The sequence below is a fragment of the Streptomyces sp. AF1A genome, assembly GCF_047340315.1.
GTDB lineage: Bacteria > Actinomycetota > Actinomycetes > Streptomycetales > Streptomycetaceae > Streptomyces.
Map to the genome: position 1 here is coordinate 1 of NZ_JBLEBI010000137.1, position 18,840 is coordinate 18,840.

Annotated in this window: 22 protein-coding genes and 2 pseudogenes; 19 read left to right on the forward strand and 5 right to left on the reverse strand. The window is 73.5% G+C overall.

Annotated elements, in window-relative coordinates; genetic code table 11:
• The coding region (locus ACLU3S_RS27435; protein ID WP_413954634.1) for a response regulator transcription factor at positions 1 to 476 on the forward strand (476 nt) is incomplete at its 5' end.
• Positions 477 to 606: 130 nt separating this feature from the next.
• Positions 607 to 804, forward strand: coding sequence for a hypothetical protein (locus tag ACLU3S_RS27440; RefSeq protein WP_413954635.1), 198 nt, complete (start codon positions 607 to 609; stop codon positions 802 to 804).
• Between the two features lie 173 nt (positions 805 to 977).
• On the opposite strand, the gene ACLU3S_RS27445 is transcribed toward ACLU3S_RS27440, so the two are convergent.
• On the reverse strand, positions 978 to 1,544 hold the full coding sequence (locus ACLU3S_RS27445) for a potassium channel family protein (RefSeq protein WP_413954636.1): 567 nt from the start codon (positions 1,542 to 1,544) through the stop codon (positions 978 to 980).
• A 356-nt stretch (positions 1,545 to 1,900) separates the two neighbouring features.
• On the opposite strand from ACLU3S_RS27445, the gene ACLU3S_RS27450 reads away from it, so the two are divergent.
• The 3 genes from ACLU3S_RS27450 (at position 1,901) to ACLU3S_RS27460 (ending at position 4,272) form a co-directional block, all read left to right on the forward strand.
• Positions 1,901 to 3,244 (forward strand): hypothetical protein, encoded by a 1,344-nt coding sequence (locus ACLU3S_RS27450; protein WP_413954637.1) that lies wholly within the window; start codon positions 1,901 to 1,903, stop codon positions 3,242 to 3,244.
• A gap of 105 nt (positions 3,245 to 3,349) precedes the next feature.
• Positions 3,350 to 3,847 carry an SHOCT domain-containing protein gene (locus ACLU3S_RS27455; RefSeq protein ID WP_413954638.1) on the forward strand — a complete coding sequence of 166 codons (498 nt, stop codon included), beginning with the start codon at positions 3,350 to 3,352 and terminating at the stop codon, positions 3,845 to 3,847.
• Positions 3,844 to 4,272, forward strand: coding sequence for a hypothetical protein (locus ACLU3S_RS27460; RefSeq protein WP_413954639.1), 429 nt, complete (start codon positions 3,844 to 3,846; stop codon positions 4,270 to 4,272). Before ACLU3S_RS27455 ends, ACLU3S_RS27460 begins: the two co-directional genes overlap by 4 nt.
• 20 nt (positions 4,273 to 4,292) lie before the next feature.
• Here the strand turns inward: ACLU3S_RS27460 and ACLU3S_RS27465 are convergent, their stop codons facing one another.
• Positions 4,293 to 5,363: an NAD(+)/NADH kinase gene (locus tag ACLU3S_RS27465; protein WP_413954640.1), complete on the reverse strand. Its 1,071-nt coding sequence runs from the start codon at positions 5,361 to 5,363 to the stop codon at positions 4,293 to 4,295.
• A 630-nt stretch (positions 5,364 to 5,993) separates the two neighbouring features.
• Here ACLU3S_RS27465 and ACLU3S_RS27470 point away from each other — a divergent pair.
• From ACLU3S_RS27470 to ACLU3S_RS27485, 4 genes and pseudogenes are all read left to right on the forward strand, one after another.
• Complete coding sequence (locus ACLU3S_RS27470; RefSeq protein WP_413954641.1) at positions 5,994 to 6,143, forward strand: hypothetical protein; 150 nt, start codon at positions 5,994 to 5,996, stop codon at positions 6,141 to 6,143.
• 335 nt (positions 6,144 to 6,478) lie between these two features.
• A complete protein-coding gene (locus tag ACLU3S_RS27475; RefSeq protein ID WP_413954642.1) occupies positions 6,479 to 7,987 on the forward strand; it encodes a purine-cytosine permease family protein in 1,509 nt (502 codons plus the stop codon).
• Positions 7,984 to 8,316, forward strand: a pseudogene (locus tag ACLU3S_RS27480) (cysteine hydrolase); the annotation flags it as partial. The gene ACLU3S_RS27475 and the pseudogene ACLU3S_RS27480, both read left to right, overlap by 4 nt.
• Before the next feature lie 121 nt (positions 8,317 to 8,437).
• Positions 8,438 to 8,836, forward strand: coding sequence for an SseB family protein (locus tag ACLU3S_RS27485; protein WP_413954643.1), 399 nt, complete (start codon positions 8,438 to 8,440; stop codon positions 8,834 to 8,836).
• Positions 8,837 to 9,611: 775 nt separating this feature from the next.
• On the opposite strand, the gene ACLU3S_RS27490 is transcribed toward ACLU3S_RS27485, so the two are convergent.
• The 3 genes from ACLU3S_RS27490 to ACLU3S_RS27500 form a co-directional block, all read right to left on the reverse strand.
• Entirely contained in the window at positions 9,612 to 10,010 is a 399-nt protein-coding gene (locus ACLU3S_RS27490) for a MarR family winged helix-turn-helix transcriptional regulator (protein WP_413954644.1), read from the reverse strand.
• Between the two features lie 73 nt (positions 10,011 to 10,083).
• A complete protein-coding gene (locus ACLU3S_RS27495; RefSeq protein ID WP_413954645.1) occupies positions 10,084 to 10,434 on the reverse strand; it encodes a VOC family protein in 351 nt (116 codons plus the stop codon).
• Between the two features lie 173 nt (positions 10,435 to 10,607).
• Complete coding sequence (locus ACLU3S_RS27500) at positions 10,608 to 11,066, reverse strand: hypothetical protein (RefSeq protein WP_413954646.1); 459 nt, start codon at positions 11,064 to 11,066, stop codon at positions 10,608 to 10,610.
• Between the two features lie 457 nt (positions 11,067 to 11,523).
• Here ACLU3S_RS27500 and ACLU3S_RS27505 point away from each other — a divergent pair, with 457 nt between their 5' ends.
• The 10 genes and pseudogenes from ACLU3S_RS27505 (at position 11,524) to ACLU3S_RS27550 (ending at position 18,701) form a co-directional block, all read left to right on the forward strand.
• Positions 11,524 to 11,811: an ArsR family transcriptional regulator gene (locus ACLU3S_RS27505; RefSeq protein WP_413954647.1), complete on the forward strand. Its 288-nt coding sequence runs from the start codon at positions 11,524 to 11,526 to the stop codon at positions 11,809 to 11,811.
• Between the two features lie 54 nt (positions 11,812 to 11,865).
• Positions 11,866 to 12,843 (forward strand): SMP-30/gluconolactonase/LRE family protein, encoded by a 978-nt coding sequence (locus tag ACLU3S_RS27510; RefSeq protein WP_413954648.1) that lies wholly within the window; start codon positions 11,866 to 11,868, stop codon positions 12,841 to 12,843.
• Between the two features lie 70 nt (positions 12,844 to 12,913).
• Entirely contained in the window at positions 12,914 to 13,375 is a 462-nt protein-coding gene (crcB, locus tag ACLU3S_RS27515; RefSeq protein ID WP_413954649.1) for a fluoride efflux transporter CrcB, read from the forward strand.
• Complete coding sequence (locus ACLU3S_RS27520) at positions 13,372 to 13,758, forward strand: DUF190 domain-containing protein (protein ID WP_413954650.1); 387 nt, start codon at positions 13,372 to 13,374, stop codon at positions 13,756 to 13,758. The genes crcB (ACLU3S_RS27515) and ACLU3S_RS27520 overlap by 4 nt, the downstream gene beginning before the upstream one ends.
• Positions 13,755 to 14,129: a fluoride efflux transporter CrcB gene (crcB, locus tag ACLU3S_RS27525; protein ID WP_413954651.1), complete on the forward strand. Its 375-nt coding sequence runs from the start codon at positions 13,755 to 13,757 to the stop codon at positions 14,127 to 14,129. Before ACLU3S_RS27520 ends, crcB (ACLU3S_RS27525) begins: the two co-directional genes overlap by 4 nt.
• A gap of 74 nt (positions 14,130 to 14,203) precedes the next feature.
• Positions 14,204 to 15,040 (forward strand): undecaprenyl-diphosphate phosphatase, encoded by an 837-nt coding sequence (locus ACLU3S_RS27530; RefSeq protein WP_413954652.1) that lies wholly within the window; start codon positions 14,204 to 14,206, stop codon positions 15,038 to 15,040.
• 171 nt (positions 15,041 to 15,211) lie between these two features.
• Positions 15,212 to 15,889: a FadR/GntR family transcriptional regulator gene (locus tag ACLU3S_RS27535; RefSeq protein WP_413954653.1), complete on the forward strand. Its 678-nt coding sequence runs from the start codon at positions 15,212 to 15,214 to the stop codon at positions 15,887 to 15,889.
• 598 nt (positions 15,890 to 16,487) lie between these two features.
• On the forward strand, positions 16,488 to 17,504 hold the full coding sequence (locus tag ACLU3S_RS27540) for an asparaginase (protein ID WP_413954654.1): 1,017 nt from the start codon (positions 16,488 to 16,490) through the stop codon (positions 17,502 to 17,504).
• A 52-nt stretch (positions 17,505 to 17,556) separates the two neighbouring features.
• A pseudogene (locus ACLU3S_RS27545) lies at positions 17,557 to 17,693 on the forward strand (aspartate ammonia-lyase); the annotation flags it as partial.
• Between the two features lie 69 nt (positions 17,694 to 17,762).
• A complete protein-coding gene (locus ACLU3S_RS27550; RefSeq protein ID WP_413954655.1) occupies positions 17,763 to 18,701 on the forward strand; it encodes a glutaminase in 939 nt (312 codons plus the stop codon).
• Positions 18,702 to 18,840: the final 139 nt, after the last annotated feature.

The following is an 18,840-nucleotide window of genomic DNA, read 5'->3' on the forward strand; positions in this document are numbered from 1 at the left end:
AGCGCGGCCTCGGCCCCGCGGTGACCGTCCGGGCCGCCCTGGTCAGGGCGCAGCTGGCGGGCGGTGCGGGGGATCGCGCCGCCCAGCGCCGGCTCGTGGCCCAGGCACTCCGGGAGGCGCGGCGTGAGCGGCTGCGGCGGCCGTTCCGTGAGGCCGGACCGTGGCTGCCGCCACTGCTGGGCACGGCGCCGCTGAGGGCACTGGCCGAGGGCTGGCTGACCCCCGGCACGTCGCATGCGGGCGGCCCTCGACCGCCTCGGGAACAGCCATCGTTGCCGGTGGTGGAGGAGTTGAGCGCACGCGAACGGGACGTCCTGCGCCGATTGGCCCAGATGATGTCCACGGAGGAGATCGCCGCCGATCTGTACGTGTCCGTCAACACGGTCAAGACCCACCTGAAGAGCGCCTACCGCAAGCTCGCCGTCAACCGGCGGCACGACGCCGTGCACCGCGCGCGTGACCTGGGCCTGCTGTGAGGGGCGCGCCGGGAGGGCGCCCCGGGCTCCGTATCACCTGTGGTGGGTGAGGCCGGGCGACGCGCCGGGGCGCAGCATCGCAGGGACAGGCAGGCCACGCCCGTCCGGGGAAGGCGGGGGAGAGCACCGCATGCGCTACGAGATTCGCGTCGACGGAGAGATGACGGAGACGCTGGCCAAGGCGTTCCCGGAGCTGGACCACGTCGTGATGTCCGGCCACACCATCCTGTTCGGCCGGGTGCTGGACGAGGCGCAGTTGTACGGGCTGCTGGCCCGCTGCCAGTCGCTGGGCCTGCGGGTGCTGGAAATGCGCCAGACGCCGGAGTGACCCCGGCGCGGCCTTCGCTGCGTCACCAGCGTCACCAGCGTCACCAGGCGTCCCCGTGGTGGGTGCTGGGCACTCGTACTACGGCGGCGGGCCCGGTACCAAGGAGACCGACGCGCTCGACCCGCGCAACGTGGTCCAGCGGGTCGATGCGGTCGTGCTCACCGGGGCAGCGCCTACCGCCCCTGTCGGCGCAGCCCGGCCTGGACGGCGGCCGTGATCAGCCGCGCGGCGACGCCCAGGATCAGCAGGCCGCACACCATCTGGCACATCACCACCACCCGGCCCGTCTCGGACCGCGCCGTGACGTCGCCGTACCCCACGGTGGTGAACGTGGCGAGCGCGAAGTACAGCGCGTCCGTCCGGGTCAGCGGCTCGCTGAAGGAGCCGGGGGTGTCGCGGGCGAGCAGGTAGTAGACGCCGGCGAAGACGACCAGGTGGAGAACCACCGTGGCGGCCAGGGCCTCGACGGCCTTCAGGCGCGGACGGGCGGAGTGGACGACGAGCCAGGCCTCCCAGCCGAAGACCAGGGCGACCCCCAGCAGACCGCCCAGCAGAAGGAAGGACGTCTCCAGCGCGCTGCGCGTGTCCAACGGCAGCAGGTAGTAGGCCACGACCAGGCCGGCCGTGATGCCCAGCGCCCGGGCGAGGGACGCGGCCGCGGCCAGACGGTCCGGCCGACCGTAGCGCGGCACACCGTCCGGCGAGCTGCGCGTCCCGCCGGCGGCCGCTGGATCGGTCATCGCGTCTCTCTTCCGTCGCTCTGCCGCAGGCCCGCCCGCCTGCCCTCGCCCCCCACCCCAACTCCCCGGCGCCGGACCCGGATCACCCCTGGGGGGTGATCCGGGAGGCGGCTGCCGGGGAGACGCTGGTTCGGTGAGGTCCCCGCACACGGCCCCGTCGGCCGGCCCGGACCGGCTCTGGACACGTGAGGAGGAGCCATGACCGTTTCACGTGGTCCCAGGCCGGACACCGGGTCGGAGCAGTCTCCCGACGGGGCCCCCTTCCCCGGCGCGACCCCCGACCCGGTGGACGCGCCGGGGAGGATCGGCCGTTCGCACACGTCCCCGACGGGCGGCACGCCCTTACAGGAGGAGCCATGGCTTCGGGCGCCGCCTCCGGACCGTCCCGATCCGACCCACCCGCGTCCGGGCATGTCCTCACCGCCGAGGAACGCGCGGAGTACGACCGGCTCCGCCGCGCCGCTCACGTGCGGCACCGGCGGCTGCGGCAGCTGACCGCCGCCGTCCTCCTGGTGCTGACGCTCGTGTTCGCGCCCCTGACCGTCGTCGCGGTCTGGGTCCACGACACCGTCGCCGACACCGACCGGTATGTGCAGACCGTGGCGCCGCTCGCCTCCGATCCGGCCGTGCAGAGCGCCCTCGTGAACCGGCTGACCGACCGTGTGGTGGCGCAGGTGGACGTCCAGGCGGTGACGGCCCAGCTCACCAAGGTGCTCGCGGACAGCGGCGCGCCGCCCCGCGTGGTCGACGCGTCCAGGGCGCTCGCCGGGCCGCTGCGCGCCGCCGTGCAGACGGTCGTGCACCGCGTCATCAACCGCGTGGTGACCAGCGACGTCTTCAAGGAGGCATGGGTGGCGGGCAACCGGCGGGCGCAGTCCGCGGTGGTGGGCATGCTCACCGGGGAGGGAAACACGGCGCTCAAGGCCAGCGGCGACACCGTTCAGCTGGACATCGGCGTGGTGGTCGACCAGGTGCAGAAGCGGCTCGTCGACGCCGGCTTCAAGCAGGCCGCCGCGATCCCGCAGATCGACCGCTCGGTCACCCTGTTCCGCACCGACGAGCTCAGCAAGGCCCAGAACGGGATGCGGCTGCTGGACATCGTCGGCACCTGGATGCCCGTGATCACCCTGATCGTGGCCGCCGCGGCCCTGTGGGCGGCCCCGGGGCACCGGGTGATGCTGATCGGCCTCTCCATCGGCGTCGGCGTCATGATGATCGTGCTGCTCGTGGCCCTGGCCGTCGCGCGGGTCGTCTATCTCGACTCGGTCCCTCCGACCACGCTGCCGCGGGACGCCGCCGCGGCCATCTACGACACCTTCGTCCGCTTCCTGCGCGACAGCGTCCGTACGGTCCTCGTCATCTGCGTGATCACGGCGCCGGCCGCCTTCCTGTACGGCCCGAGCACAGCCGCCCGCGCCGTGCGGCACACGGTGCAGCGGGGCGCGACGGCGGCGGGACGCGGACTGAGCCGGGCCGGTGTGCGCACCGGACACGCGGGGGAGTGGCTGACCGCCCACCGCAGGTGGACGACCGGCGTCACCATCGGGGCGGGCGCCCTGGCGCTCCTGCTGTGGAACCACCCCACGGTCGGCGTGGTGGCTCTGGTGCTCGTGCTGGTCCTGATTGTGCTGGCCGCCACGGCGGTCCTGGCCGCCGCCACGGGACGAACCGACCGCGCACCCCGTCCCTCGGCGCCGTGACCGCCGTTCACCCGCACGGGGTGAGGCGGCCCGGTCCCCGCACCGCGCAGCCTGAGAACGGTACAGAACGACTACCGGGCGCAGACCCGGGACGGAGGAAGCGACATGAGCGCGCAGACATACCTCGCGTATGACTATCCGGCGCTGAGCGTCTTCTGGTCCATCTTCGTGTTCTTCCTGTGGATCATGTGGTTCGTGCTGCTCTTCCGGGTCGTCACGGACATCTTCCGCGACGACGAGCTGGGCGGCTGGGGCAAGGCCGGCTGGCTGGTGTGCGTCGTCGTCCTGCCGTTCCTCGGTGTCTTCGTCTACCTGATCGCGCGCGGCAAGGGCATGGGCCTCCGCGAGGTGCAACAGGCGCGCGCGCAGCAGCAGGCCTTCGAGGACTACGTCCGCCGGACCGCGCAGAGCGGTGTCACCAGCGCCGACGAACTCGCGAAGCTGTCCGAGATGAGGTCCCGCGGTGACATCACCGAGGACGAGTTCCGCCGGGCGAAGGAACTGGTCCTCGCCGGGCACCGGCCGTCCGACCGCGCGGAAGGCGCCCCCTCCGCCTCCGCGACCGAGCAGCGCGCCCAGCAGAGGAACGAGGTGGCCCGATGACCACCACCCACGCCCCGCACACGCCCACCGCCAGGGAGGAATGGGCGACGGGCCTGGCGGCGTTCGCGGCGGTGATGCTGCTGCTCGCCGGGATACTGGCCATCTGCCGCGGAATCATGGCGATCGCACACGACGACGTCTTTTTCGTCACCCGCGACTACGTCTTCCGGTTCAGCCTCACCGGCTGGGGCTGGGTCCACCTGATCCTCGGCGTCGTCGCCGTCCTCGTCGCCTTCGGGCTGTTCCGGGCGGCGATGTGGGCACGGGCCTCCGGGGTGGCCATCGCCTCACTGATCATCATCGCCAACTTCCTGTCCCTGCCGTACTACCCGGTCTGGTCGATCGTGGTGATCGCCCTGTCCGCCTTCATCATCTGGGCCCTGTGCGTCGTGCGGAAGGACGGCACCGCCGGCCTGTTCGGCTGACGCCGTGCGGCGCTGCCCGGTCAGCCCCGGGGTGCTTCGCCCGGGACGGCGGGCAGGGCCAGGTGGGCGAGGTCGCCCGGGGGCGGGGTGGTCACCGGCCACAGCGGGGCGGCGGCGCCGTCGGCCAGTGCGGCCGGGGCGTCGGTGAGGTTCATGCGGTCCCGCAGCCGGCCGTAGAAGTCCATCGGCCCGAGCCGCACCGCCTTGAGCCGGCGGGGTGCGGCGTACACCCCGATCCAGTCCCCGGCACTCAGCACACCGCGCAGCTGGCCGTCGATGCTGACGGCGGCCTCGCCCGACCGTTCGAGCACGCGCAGCGCGATGGGCTCGTCGGGGGCGGCCACGACCGAGCGGTTGAACACCATGTGCGGCGCCACCGGCGTGAACACCAGCCCGTCGGCACGCGGCGAGACGACGGGGCCGCCCGCCGCGAAGCTGTACGCGGTGGACCCCGTGGGCGTGGCCACCAGCAGCGCGTCGGCGGAGTAGACGGCCAGGAGCCGGCCGGACAGGTAGACCGCGGCCGACACCTGCCGGTCCCGGGCCAGCTTCTCCACCACGATGTCGTTCAGCGCGGTGACGTTCAGCGCGACGCCCCAGTCGTTGCCGGCCTCGCACTCGGCGCGCACCCGCGGCGGCGGCAGCAGCGGCCCGCGGCCGTACCGCATCAGCATCTCCACCTGCGCCGGTACCTCGAGGCGGCACGACGCGCGCATGGTGAGGAGCATCCGGCTCTCGACGGTGATGCTCTCCTCCCGTACCGCGTCCAGCGCCGCCCGTACAGCCGTCGCGGGGACCTCGGTCAGGAAGCCGACCCGCCCGAGGTCGACGCCGAGCACCATGGCGTCGTTCTCGGCCGCGAGCCGCGCCCCGCGCAGGAAGGTGCCGTCGCCGCCGAGCGTGACGATGAGGTCCGGATCGCCCGCGGCGTCGACCTCCTCCCGCGCGCTGTGCCGCGCGCCCTCCCGCCACACGTCGATGTCGGTGCACGTCACCGTGTGCTCGTCGCACCATTCGTGCACGGCCCGCGCGCCGGCCGCGGCTTCGGCGCGTCCGCCGTGCACGACCAGGCCGATACGGTTCAGCGTCATGTCCGCCTCCCAGCCCGCTGCTGCCTGAGCGCCATCCTCGCCGCGGGCCGCCCGGCCGGGCACGCGCCACGCCGCCGCGGGGCACGGCCGGGACAGCGCCGGAGCCGGCCGGCCCCGTGGCGGTGCGGGCACGACCGCCACGGGCCGTGCGCCGGTCACCAGGGCAGGACGCCTGCCGCGTTCCGGGAGGTCGGTGGGGGAGTCGGGGCCGATCGACGCCATGGGCACGATGACCTCGGCGCCCTCAGAGGTTCAGGCCGGTTGCGGTGAAGCCCGGGCCGACGGCGCCGATCCGGATGCCGTCGAACGACTTGGCGCACTGCCGCGGTGAGCACGGTGACCGCGGCCCTGGAGGCAGGGTAGCCACGCCGGCGCAGAAGTGCTCGGGCGCCGCCGGTCCGCGAGGGGCGGCGCCAGGTGGTTCACGATACGACGGGGGCGCGCGGTGCCGGCACCTCGGCTCCGGCGCCGCGCGCCCGTCGGTGCCGCTCGGTCACATGTTCTCGAACGCGGCCCTGCCGAGTACCCGTCCACCGGCCGCGGACGCACGCCGAGCCCCCGGTCATAGGAGGCGTGACGGGCGGGTACTCGAGGCTCGGAACAGTCCGGGGATGCGCGTGGGAGGCCCCGATGAGCGAGTACACCACCCCTTCCCAGGCCGAGGGCGAGCGGGAGCCCGACGAGGCGGGCGCGGAGCAGCCGCTCCGCACCACCCCGTCCCAGGCGGAGGGAGAAGCGGACGAGAACGCCGGGCAGGAGGCCGGAGCAGGCGGCGGATGACGGGAGGAGGCGGCGTGAGCACGGCACACACCGGCGTCGCCGAGGTGCCGGCGGCGCGCTGCAGGACGTGACCTGCCCGGCCGGCAAGGACCGGCTGGTCACGGCCGCTCGGGCGGCGGGCGCGCCGGACGCACCTCCGCGCTGCGGGCGGAACGGGCACGCGGAGGCGGCGAGCGCGGCCTGTCCCCGCACACCTGCGGGAGGAGCCGACGACCCCGATCCAGGAGGGGTTCGACCGCTGACAAGGGCGTCACCGTCGCCCAACTGAGCTGGTATTGACGGTCGTTGTGGCCCTGATCCAGCGTGAATGATCACGTCTGGACAGGTAGGTCGCGATGACGCATCCGCAGGACGCAAGCCCCGACGACAGATCCGCCGGCCGCTCCGTCCAGGTGGAGACGCACGGTCTGGACGTGATCGGGGACGCGGAGCGCAGGGGCAGCCCGCGCACGCTCTTGTGGCCGTGGTTCGGTGCGAATGTCTCCGTCCTCGGGCTGAGTTACGGCGCGTTCGCGCTCGGCTTCGGCATCTCCTTCTGGCAGGCGCTCGCCGCGGGCGTGCTCGGCATCGTCGTGTCCTTCCTGCTGTGCGGCTTCGTCGCGGTGGCCGGCAAACGCGGCTCCGCCCCCACGATGGTGCTCAGCCGGGCCGCGTACGGGGTGCGGGGCAACCGGCTGCCGTCGCTGATCTCCTGGGTGCTGACGGTCGGCTGGGAGACCGTGCTCACCGCGCTCGCCGCCATGGCCACCGCGACGGTCTTCATCAGGCTCGGCTGGGGCGGGGGCACCGGGACGAAGGTGGTCGCCCTCGTGGTGGTGGCCGCGCTGACCGTCGTCGCCGGTGTCATGGGCTTCGACCTCATCATGCGGCTCCAGACCGCCATCACCGTGATCACGGGCGTGCTCACGCTCGTGTACGTGGGCCTCGTCGCGGACCACGTCCACTGGAGCGCCGTCAGCGCGGTTCCGGCCGGCTCCCCGCAGCAGTTCATCGGCGCGCTGGTGTTCATGATGACCGGCTTCGGCCTCGGCTGGGTCAACGCGGCCGCCGACTACTCCCGCTATCTGCCCCGCGACACCTCCAGCCGGGGCGTGATCGGCTGGACCGCGTTCGGCGGCTCCCTGGCCCCGCTGCTCCTGCTGGTGTTCGGCCTGCTGCTGGCCGGCTCCTCGCGGAAGCTGAGCACGGCCGTCGCGGCCGACCCGATCGGCGCCCTGACGACGATCCTGCCGACCTGGTTCCTGGTGCCGTTCGCCGTGGTCGCCGTCCTCGGCCTGGTCGGCGGCGCCGTCCTCGACATCTACTCCTCCGGCCTGGCCCTGCTCTCCGCCGGCCTGCGCGCGCCGCGCTACGTCGCCGCGTTCCTGGACGGCTGCCTGATGATCGCCGGCTCGGTGTACATCGTGTTCTTCGCCGGTGACTTCCTCGGCCAGTTCATGGGCTTCCTCACCACGCTCGGCGTACCCATCGCCGCCTGGTCGGGTGTCATGCTCGCCGACCTGGCCCTGCGCCGCCGCGACTACGACGAGGGCGACCTGTACCGCCCGCACGGCCGCTACGGCGACATCCCCACGGCGCCCCTGCTGCTCACCCTCGCCGCCACCGCCATCGGCTGGGGCCTGGTCACCAACACCGCCGCGCGCTGGCTGACCTGGCAGGGCTACCTGCTCGGGCCGTTCGGCCTCGGTGGCAGGACCGGCGCGTGGGCGTACGCCAACCTGGGCGTCCTGGCCGCGCTGGCCCTGGCCTTCCTCGGCTCGCTGCCGCCCGGCCGGGGACGAGTGCGCACGCAGGAGGCCCAGGCGCCGAGCCCGGCACCGGCCGAGCGGGTGCCGGGCGGGTGACCGGCGGACATCTCGCCGTCATCGACATGCAGCGCGTGTTCGCCGACCCGGCGAGCCCGTGGGCCGCGCCGCGGTACGCCGAGGCTGCGGCGGGCGTCCGCAGCCTGCTGCCGGCCTTCGCCGACCGCGTCACCTTCACCCGCTTCGTGGCCCCGGCGAGGCCGCGCGGGGCCTGGCGCGCCTACTACGACCAGTGGCCGTTCGCCCTGCGGCCCCCGGACGCCGGACTGTGGGAGCTGACCGGTGACCTCGCCGGCCTGGCCGGGGACATCATGGACACCACGACCTTCGGCAAGTGGGGCCCCGAACTCGCCGCCCGCACCGCCCCGCCACCGGACCTCCCCCCGATTCGCACGCATGGCCGGGGCGGCACCGGGTACGCGAGGCGGAGCACGCCCGGGCAGGGACGCCCGGGTGGCCCGTACGACCACCGCTACCTGGGGATCTGTTATGGAGACACCCGCACACGACGCCCGGCCCACGCCGGCCCAGCAGGCGCTGGACGCGCTGGCCGTGAACGCCGAGGACCAGGCCGCCCTGGACACCCTCGCCCACAGCGACGTGCTCGTTCCCGTGCCGGACGACGCGATCGACGGGGAGGGCGCCGACGCCACGACGGTGGCGCTGCCCGTCCTCGAACAGCCAGGAGGCGACCAGGTCGTCCCCGTGTTCACCACGGAGGGCGAGATGGCCGAGCTGCTGCCGTTCGTCTCCCGGTACCGTCTCATCCCGCTCGGCGCGCTCGCCTCCCAGTGGCCCGACGAGGAGCTCTCCCTCGCCATCGACGGCAGTTCCAACCACGCCCTCACCCTGACCTCGCAGGGGGTACGCACACTGCTGGCCCGCTGACCGGCGCGCGGGCGGCAGGGCGCCCACCCTTCCGGCGCGACAGTGACCGCGTGGCACTGATCTCCGGCATTGCCGGAGCACTGGTCCTCGCACTGGTGCTGAGCAGCATCCTGCGCACTCTCGTGTCCACCCCGAACTGGTCTTCCGCCTCTCCGGCTGACCGCGCCCCGCGGCGGCGGGTACGAGGCCATCGACAGCGCTGCAGCCGCGCACCGCGCCGCCCGAGGCCCGCCTCGTGCTGCGGGCCTGATTCAGCGCCCTGCGCGACATCGGCCACGCGGTGCGCATCGCGTTCGACGCCGATCCGTCGCCCGACGGGCCCATCCGGCTCACCTTCGCCGAGTTCGACTCGGCCGTCGCGATGCTGGACGCGGCCGGGTTCCGGGCGGAGCGCACCCCTGAGGAGGCCTGGCCGCACTTCCGGGGCTGGCGGGTCAACTACGAGTCGGTCGCCTACGAGTTGTGCCGCCGCGGCGACGCCGTGCCCGCGTTGTGGACGGGAACCCGCGACTTCCCGTGCGCCCCGATACCGCCGCGGCGCCCCGCGGACCGGCAGCCCCGGGGAGGACAGCCGGAACTGCCCCTCCGACACCGAGTCGTCGTCCACCCCACGGCCGGGCGGGTCCCAGCGGGGACGAGTGCGCGGAGCGGGAAGGAGCGAGGGCCGTGCGGGCCGTCCTGCTGGGCACCGCTGCCGGGGGCGGCCTCCCGCAGTGGAACTGCGCGTGTGCACCGTGCCGGGCCGCCCGGGACGGCGGGCTTCCCGGCGCCCGGTCTAACGCTCCTGCCCGGTGAGCATGCGCTCCAGCACCGCGCGCTGCAACGGCTGTACCTCGGCGTGCAGTTCGCGGCCCTTGCGGGTGAGCGCGACCCACACGCCGCGCCGGTCCTCGGCGCACACCGAGCGCTCCACGAGGCCGTCCTTCTCCAGCCGCCCGATCAGCCGGGACAGCGCGCTCTGGCTGAGATGCACCCGTCCGACCAGGTTCTGCACCCGGCAGTGGTCGCCCTCCGCGGGCGACTCCGCGGCCAGGATGTCGAGCACCTCGAAGTCGCTGGCGCCGAGCCCGTACGGATGCAGTGCCCGGTCTATCTCGCACATCGTGCGCGCGTGCACGGCGAGTATGTCTCGCCACCGTTCCTCGAGCCGGGCGTCGGCCGTCTTGACTGCCATACCCGCACCGTAGCACCGATCCGGCCAATCGTTGAGTGTGCAACTAGTCCGGGTGCGATCCGGCGCCCCCGGCTCAGGAAGCCGGGTCCTGCAGGAGCCCGACCAGGTTGCCGTCGGGGTCCTTGACGGAGGCGACCAGCCGGCCGTTGCCGACGTCCCGCACGTCCTGGACGATCTCGGCGCCCGCCTCCAGCAGGGCGGCGAGCCGCTCCCGGAGATCGTCGACGTGCCAGAAGGGCACCGGCCCGGTCAGGCCCTGCGCATGCCCGTTCGGGTCGAGACCGACATCCTGCCCGGCGGCCTTGAAGCCGATGTAGTACGGCTCGTCGGCGTACGGCTCGACGCCCAGCAGGGCGGTGAACAGGGCCTTGGCCCGCTGCGGGTCCTTGACGGGGTAGATGATCGTCTGCACGCCGGCGGTCATGGGACTCTCCTTCTGTGGTGTGCGTGGGCCGACGGGGTTGGTCCCACGCGTTCGTCCGACGGGTTCTGCGTCGGTGCACTTCACGCTAGGACCGGGGAGCCCGTTCCGGCTTCTTCGATCCTGACCGGTTGCAAGCTGCCCGCCCTACTCGTTGTGCAGCACCTCGGCGACGGTCAGGCGGGCTGCGCGACGGGCGGGGACCACAGCGCCCAGCGCAGGAAGGCCGAGGAGGCCAGCACCTCGTCCGTGCCGCGCGTCCAGCGCCGCCGCGTCACCACGGTGTCCAGATGAGGGGCGGAGCCGCGCCGGCCCTCGAACTCCAGCACCTGCGCGCTGCCGACCAGCAGCACGTCGTCGTCCGCCCGCGCCGTGACCCCGGTCGCACCGGGCAACCCGGCCAGCAGCGACTGGGTCTGCCGATCGCCGCGCCTGGGGTGCGCCTCCTCGCCGTGCCGGTCGGCGCCGACATATACGGTGACCCCGCAGGCGTGGTGACCGGCGCTCCCGATGCCGGTCAACGTCGAGGCCAGACCCGTCGCGAACGTCACCGTCGTCACGCCCAGTACCACGGCGGCCAGGGTGAGCACGCTGCGCGCGGGACGGGCGAGCGGCAGCCCCGCACCGAGGCTCACCGATCGCGGCAACCGCAGGAGACAGGGCTGGTCAGACCCGGGGAGCGGTGACGCGCACCACCGCCGGCACGGTCCGGCGGCGAGGAGATCAACGCCGGCAGGCTGTGTCCGGCGACAAGGCCGGCACCGCGTGGTGGCTCGAAAGCGCCGTCGCCCACCGGGGCCGGCGGACGCCACCTCCGGCAACGACTCCGCGAACCAGGCCCTGTTCGGCCACGACGACAGGGCGGGCTGCCCGCCATGACGTGGTCCCGGCCACCGCTGAACCGCCCGTGACGGGGACCGGCCACAAGGGGCGGCCCGGCCTCCGGCGTGTCTCCCCGGCCGTGGGCGCGCTCCTCGGTCGCGCTCCCGTGCGCTACCGGACAACGGGCGGCGAGTCCCTGACGGAACGGCGTCGCCGACCCCACAGTGGGAAGACTGCGTACGAGGACGCCGGGGACGGAGGGCGGACGGAATGATGGGAACTCCCTCGGGCCGGGTGCGGCAGACCATCATGGAGTGGCTGAAGGACCCGGCGGCCCACTTCCCGCGATCGTGGCACCGCGATCCCGTCCACAACGGTGTCACCGCGCGGGCCGTCGCGGCCAAGCTCGGCGTGCCCCGCCGGATCGCCGCCGCCCACCTGGACTTCCTCACCCGCCTCGGCGTGCTGCGCGCCCGGCGGATCCGCTGCCGCACCTACTACCGGCGCGACGAGATCCGCATTGCCGAGGTGGCGCGAATGTTCGAGAAGGGCTGGTGACGACCCGGTCCCCTTGCCAGGATGGGCCGATCCCACGGCGAAGGGCTCTGGCGCATGGACCGACCCACGGCACTCGTTCCCCACCACCCGCTCCACCCCCTCCACTACGTCTCCCTGGGCGCGCACGGCCCCGAGGACGTGGTGGCCGACCCGCAGGGCCGGGTGCTCACCGGCGTGGCGGACGGCCGTATCCTGCGGATCCACCACCTAGGGGACCCGCACACCGCCCGCACCGAGGTCGTGGCCGAGACCGGCGGGCGTCCTCTCGGGCTCGAACTCCTGCCGGACGGCGCCCTGTTGGTCTGCGACGCCGAGCGCGGTCTGCTGCGCGTCGGCCTCGACGACGGCGCCGTGCGCGTCCTCGCCGACCGCGCGGCGGGGGAGCCGCTGCGGTTCTGCAGCAACGCGGTGGCCCTGCCCGACGGCAGCGTGTACTTCACCGTCTCCAGCCGCCGTCACCCGCTCGGCCAGTGGGTCGGTGAGATCGTCGAACACACCGGCACGGGCCGTCTGCTCCGCCTCGCACCCGAGGGCGGCGAGCCCGAAGTGCTCCTGGAGGGCCTGCAGTTCGCCAACGGCGTGGCCCCGAGCGCCGACGGCTCCTTCCTCGTGATCGCCGAGACCGGTGCCTGCCGCCTCACCCGCTACCACCTCAGCGGGCCCCGCGCCGGAGAAGCCGATCTCTTCGCCACCCTGCCCGGCATGCCGGACAACCTCTGGCGCGAGAGCCCCGACGGCCCGATATGGGTCGCCCTGCCCAGCCCGCGCGTTCCCCCGCTGGACCTCCTGCACCGCGCCTCGCCCGCCGTCCGCCGCGCCGCCGCCCGCGCCGCCGTGCACGCGCCCTACCGGCCGTCCGCGACGATCGGTGTGCTCGCCGTCGACGACGACGGCCGGACCGTCCACCACCTCGCCCGCCGCCGCTCCGGTTTCCGCATGGTCACCAGCGTCTGCGCGACGGGCGACCACCTGGTGCTCGGCAGCCTCCGGGAGCCGGGCGTCGCGGTCTGCGCGCGGCCTGCGGCCGGCTGACCCGGCGGTACCCTGGTGCCCGGCCGTGATCACCCGCCCGGGGGCAGGGTCGAACAGGAGATCCACGAGCATGACAGCGCCGGAAGTCGAGAGCATCCGCACCCGCCCCGCGCCGCGCCGGCGGCGCGAGTGGCGCGCTCAGGCACCCGTCGTCGCGGTGGTCGCGATCGGCGGCGCCCTAGGTGCGTGCGCCCGCTACGGGGTGACCCTCGCCCTGCCCACGCCGCCCGGCGGCTTCCCCTGGGCGACCTTCTGGACCAATGTCGCCGGCTGCGCCGTGATCGGCGTGTTCATGGTGCTGATCACCGAGGTGCGGGCCGCCCACCGGCTCGTCCGCCCCTTTTTCGGCACCGGCGTGCTCGGCGGCTTCACCACCTTCTCCACCTACGCCGTCGACGTCCGCAGGCTGGTCGACGCCGGCCGCCCCGGCACGGCGCTGGCCTATCTCGCCGCGACGCTGCTCGCGGCCCTCGCGGCGGTCTGGCTGGCCTCGGCCGCCGCCCGCCGGGTGCTGATCGGGAGGCAGCCGTGACCTCACTCACCGGCCGGGCCCTCAGGCTGACCGTCTACATCGGCGAGGACGACACCTGGCACCACAGGCCCCTCTACACGGAGATCGTGCACCGCGCGCATGCCGCCGGACTCGCCGGGGCCAGCGTCTTCCGGGGCGTCGAGGGGTTCGGTGCCTCCTCCCGCATCCACACCTCCCGGCTGCTGTCCCTGAGCGAGGACCTGCCGGTCGCGGTGGTCGTCGTGGACGCCGAGGAGCGGGTCAGGGCGTTCCTGCCGCAGCTGGACGAGCTGGTCGACGGGGGGCTGGTGACGCTGGAGGAGTGCGAGGTCGTCCGGTACATCGGCCCGACGAACCGGGTGAAGCCAGACGAGACGGACCCGAAGGGTGAGAAGTCGTTGTGAACTGGCTGCTCGTCGCCCTGGGGGCCGTGGTCGGCGCACCGCTGCGCTACCTCACCGACCGTGCCGTACAGGCCCGCCACGACTCGCTCCTCCCGTGGGGTACCTTCGTCGTGAACGTCAGCGGCTGCCTCGTCCTCGGGCTGCTCACCGGTGCGGCCTCGGCCGGGGCCGCAGGACCCCATCTGCAGCTCCTGCTCGGCACCGGGCTGTGCGGCGCGCTGACGACGTACTCGACCTTCTCCTACGAGACCCTGCGGCTGACCGCGGCGGGTGCCTCCCTCTACGCTGCCGTCAACGTCGTCGCGAGCGTGGTGGCCGGGCTGGCGGCGGCGTTCGCCGGGTTCTCGCTCGCCGGCGCCCTGTGGGGCTAGGGGCTTCCCGTGCGGCCGCGCATAGTAAGACTGTCTACAGCACTGTCGACCAACTCTCCTCAGAACTGGATCCCATGAGCGCCATCTCCGTCGGTCAGGCCGTCGTCCTCGGAGTAGTCGAGGGGGTGACCGAGTTCCTCCCGGTGTCCTCCACGGGCCACCTCAAGATCGCCGAGGGGCTCATGAGCATTCCCGTCGACGACAAGTCCGTCGTCGGGTTCTCCGCCGTCATCCAGGTCGGCGCCATCGCCGCCGTGCTCGTGTACTTCTTCAAGGACATCAAGCGGATCGTCTCGGCCTGGTTCCGCGGTCTGACCAACCGCGAGGAGCGCTACCACCACGACTACCGGTTCGCGTGGTGGGTGATCGCCGCGACCGTCCCGATCGTCCTGGTGGGTCTGGCCGCCAAGCCGCTGATCGACGGCCCGCTGGCCTCGCTCTGGGTGGTCGCCGGTTCGCTGATCGTCGGCTCGGGTGTGATGTGGGCCGCCGACCAGATGGGCCGCCACAAGCGCGGTGAGGACGACACGTCCTTCAAGGACGCCATGTGGGTCGGCTGCTCGCAGATCCTCGCCCTGCTCTTCCCCGGTTTCTCCCGCTCCGGCGCCACCATGTCCACCGCGCTCATCCTCGACCTGGACCGCGTCGCCGCCACCCGCCTGTCCTTCTTCCTGGGCATCCCGGCCCTGACCGGCGCCGGCCTGTACGAGCTGAAGGACGCCCTGGGTGCGGGCGTGGGCGCCGCCCCGCTGGCCGTCGGCACGATCGTGTCCTTCGTCGTCGCCTACGCCTCCATCGCCTGGCTGCTGAAGTTCGTGGCCAAGCACTCCTTCAACGCCTTCGTGGTCTACCGGATCCTCATCGGCGCGGGCCTGCTCGGCCTCCTCGCCACGGGCACGCTCAACGCCTGAGGAACCTCCTGCTCACCCACGGGGTGCGGATGCCTGCATACAGGCGCCGCACCCCGTGAATGTTTCCTTGCCGCCTCGCCTTGACAGCCCGTGCGCGCAGCCCGCACCATCGCTCCCGTGAACCTGTCAGACAGCCAGACAGGTGGTCTCGGTCCCCGGCGCGTGAGCGCCATGGAAGCGGTCCTCGGCCACCTTCGCGGCGCCATCGAGCGCGGTGCGTACGCGATCGGCGACAAGCTCCCCTCCGAGGCCGAGCTGTGCCGCACCCTCGAGGTGTCCCGCCCCGTGCTGCGCGAGGCGCTGCGCGCCCTGCAGACGATGGGCCTCACGGTCTCCCGCACGGGCAAGGGCACCTTCGTCGTCGCGAACGCCGTGGAGGACCCGACCTTCGGCGACTACGCGGCCAGCGACCTGCTGGAGGTGCGCCGGCACATCGAGATCCCGGTCGCCGGCTACGCGGCCGTGCGCCGCACCCCCGAGAACCTGGACCACCTGTCCCACCTGCTCGACCGCATGGAGCGGGAGACGGACACCACCGCGTGGGTCGCGATGGACACCCTCTTCCACCTCGCCGTGGCCGAGGCCGCCCGGAACCCGGTGTTCCGCCGGGTCATCGAGGAGATCCGCGACGCGCTGGCGCGCCAGTCGGCCTTCCTGACCGAGCTGGGCGGCCGGCGTGAGCAGTCCAACCGCGAGCACCGGGCGATCGTCGAGGCGCTGATCGACGGCAGCGAGCACGACGCGGTGGAGGCGATGAGCCACCACCTGGACCGCGTCGAGACGACCCTCACCGACATCGTGCGCTCCGCGCGCACGGACCCCTCCACGGAAGGAGGACCCGAGGCGTGAGCGAGGTCCCGGCGGCCGGCGACGTCACGCAGCCGGTCGTGCCGACCGCGGCCCAGCCGTCCCCGCACCCCGGCCCGTGCTCCGCCGGCCGCGTGCCGCGCTCCACGGCGGTCGGCGGCTCGGCGCCGACGTGCGGGGCGCGGGTGAGCCGCAGCCGGGTCCCGTGCGGCGGAATCCTGTCCACCGGCGGTATGCGTGTCCTCGGCCCAGGCCGCGGCCACGTCGCCCCGGCCGACGCCTTCGGGACCCTCCTCGACGTCGCGGCGACCGGCGGCAGCCTCGCGACCTGGGGCATGATCACGACCTGTCGCCCGCTCTTGGGCGGAAGACCCGTAAGCGCGAGCCGACTCGGCCGTCGTACCGGCTGCCGGGCTTCCCCCGGACCGGACTCGTGACGCCGGCGTTCCTCGCCTCCGTCCCGGTCTTCATGTACGCCGACGGCGGCGCCGGACGCACCACCGTGCTCCGTCCGCCGCCGGTCGACGCAAGCCCGGCCGCGGGCTGGTGCACCAGCCCGCGGCCGGACGTCCCGCACATCCACCGGCGCCGCCGCGTGACCCGCGATCCGGCCCACCCCGACTCAACGATGCAGGCAGTGATGTACAGCAGCTCTCCCGCCGACGCGCCCGTCATACGCGAACCCCTCCACGCTCCCGTCGCCCACGTCCTGCGCGGCGGGGTCGTCGAGGGCATCCACTACGGCTCCGTCGTCGTCCTGGGCGCCGACGGCCGGGTGGAGTTCCAACTCGGCGACATCGAGGCAGCCTTCTACCCGCGCTCGGCCGTCAAGCCCCTCCAGGCCGTGGCCATGCTCCGGGCCGGACTGCCGCTCGACGGCGCGCTGCTGTCGCTCGCGGCCGCCAGCCACTCCGGCGAGGAACGGCACCTCGCCGGCGCCCGGCGCATCCTCGAACTGGCCGGACTGACCGAGGACGACCTGCGCAACGTCCCCGACCTGCCGTTCGACCCGGCCGTCCGGGACGCCTGGATCCGGGAGGGCCGGGTGCCCTCCCGGCTCGCCCAGAACTGCTCCGGCAAGCACGCGGCGATGCTCTGGACCGCGAAGCTCAACGGCTGGTCGCTCGCCGACTACCTCGACCCGAAGCACCCGCTGCAGCAGGCGATCGAGGAGATCGTCGAGGACCTGACCGGCCGGCGCGTCGCCCGGGTCAGCGTCGACGGCTGCGGCGCGCCGCTGTTCGCCATCTCCCTGCACGGCCTCGCCCGCGCCCTGTCCCGGATCACCTCGGCCGTGCCGGGCACCCCCGAGGCCCGGGTCGCCGACGCGATGCGCTCGCACGCCGAGATGGCCTCCGGCGCGCGGCGGGACGTGGCCGCGCTGATGCGGGCCGTGCCGGGGCTGCTCGCCAAGGACGGCTTCGAGGGCGTGCAGGTCGCCGCCCTGCCCGACGGCCGCGCGGTCGCCGTGAAGATCGCCGACGGGGCGGACCGGGCGCGCATCCCGGTGGCCGCGGCCGCGCTCGCCCGCGCGGGCGTCGATCCCGGGCTGCTGACCGAGTTCGCGGGGGAGGCGCTGCTCGGCGGCGGCGAGCCGGTGGGCTGCGTGCGCCCGGTGCCTGCGCTGGCCCCGGTTCCGCTGACCGCCTGCGCGTAGCACTCACGTGGCCGGGCCCCACCCTGACACCAGCGGAAAGGGGCCCGGAGCGCACATGGGCTGCACGGCGGCGACCGATCTCGCCGAGGAAGCCCTCGCTACGGGCGGGGTGGCCGAACTCGTCCTGGGAAAGGCGTGTCGCCCGCGGAGACGCTCGCCGGGCCGCGCCCCGAGATCGCCGCGGGAAGCAGGGCCCCCAGTGGCCCGACCTGCGACGACACCCTGTCGACCGCGCGCCCGGACCGGCCCGAAGGCACAATGGTGATCATGACAACGACGTCGTCCCACGCCTTCCTGCCGGTCCTGGAGCGCATCGCCGAAGAGGTGGAACGCACGCCCGGCCGCGGCAAGGCCGCCGACTACATCCCGGCGCTCGCCGCCTACGATCCACGCCGCTTCGGCATGGCCGTCGCCGAACTGGACGGGACCGTCTACGGGGTGGGGGAGTGGCGCGAGCCGTTCTCCACGCAGTCCGTCACCAAGGTGTTCACGCTCGCACTGGACCTGGCCCGCGAGGGCGACGAGCTCTGGGAGCACGTGGGCCGCGAGCCCTCGGGCACCCCGTTCAACTCCCTGATCCAGCTGGAGTACGAGAACGGCATCCCGCGGAATCCTTTCATCAACGCGGGCGCACTCGTCGTCACCGACCGCCTGCAGACCCGTACCGGAGACGCGGCCGGCGAGCTGTTGGCCTTCCTGCGCACCGAGAGCGGCAACCCCTCCCTGGACTTCGACCAGGAGGTCGCCGCCTCCGAGACCGCGCACGGCGACCGCAACGCCGCCCTCGCCCACTTCATGGCGTCCTACGGCAACATCGACAACGACGTGCCGGTCCTGCTCGACCAGTATTTCCGGCACTGCTCCATCGCCGCCTCCTGCGCCGACCTGGCCCTCGCCACCGGCTTCCTCGCCCGGCACGGCATCCGCGCCGACGGCACCCGGCTGCTCACCCGCAGCGAGGCGAAGCAGGTCAACGCGGTGATGCTGACCTGCGGGACCTACGACGCGGCCGGTGACTTCGCCTCCCGGGTGGGACTGCCCGGCAAGAGCGGCGTCGGGGGCGGGATCATCGCGGTCGTACCGGGCCGGTGCACGCTGTGCGTGTGGAGCCCGGGCCTGGACGAGCACGGCAACTCGGTGGCGGGCGTGGCCGCCCTGGACCGCTTCACGACTCTCACCGGTCTGTCGGTGTTCTGACCCGACCCGTCGAACAACGCACCGGCGGCCGTGCCCACCCACCGGTCGGATCGTCGCCACAAAGAGGCACCGCCGCCGTCCGGCCACCCGGCGCCGGTACCGATCCGGTGCCGGTCCTCGCCCTCCCCGCCGCCCCGCG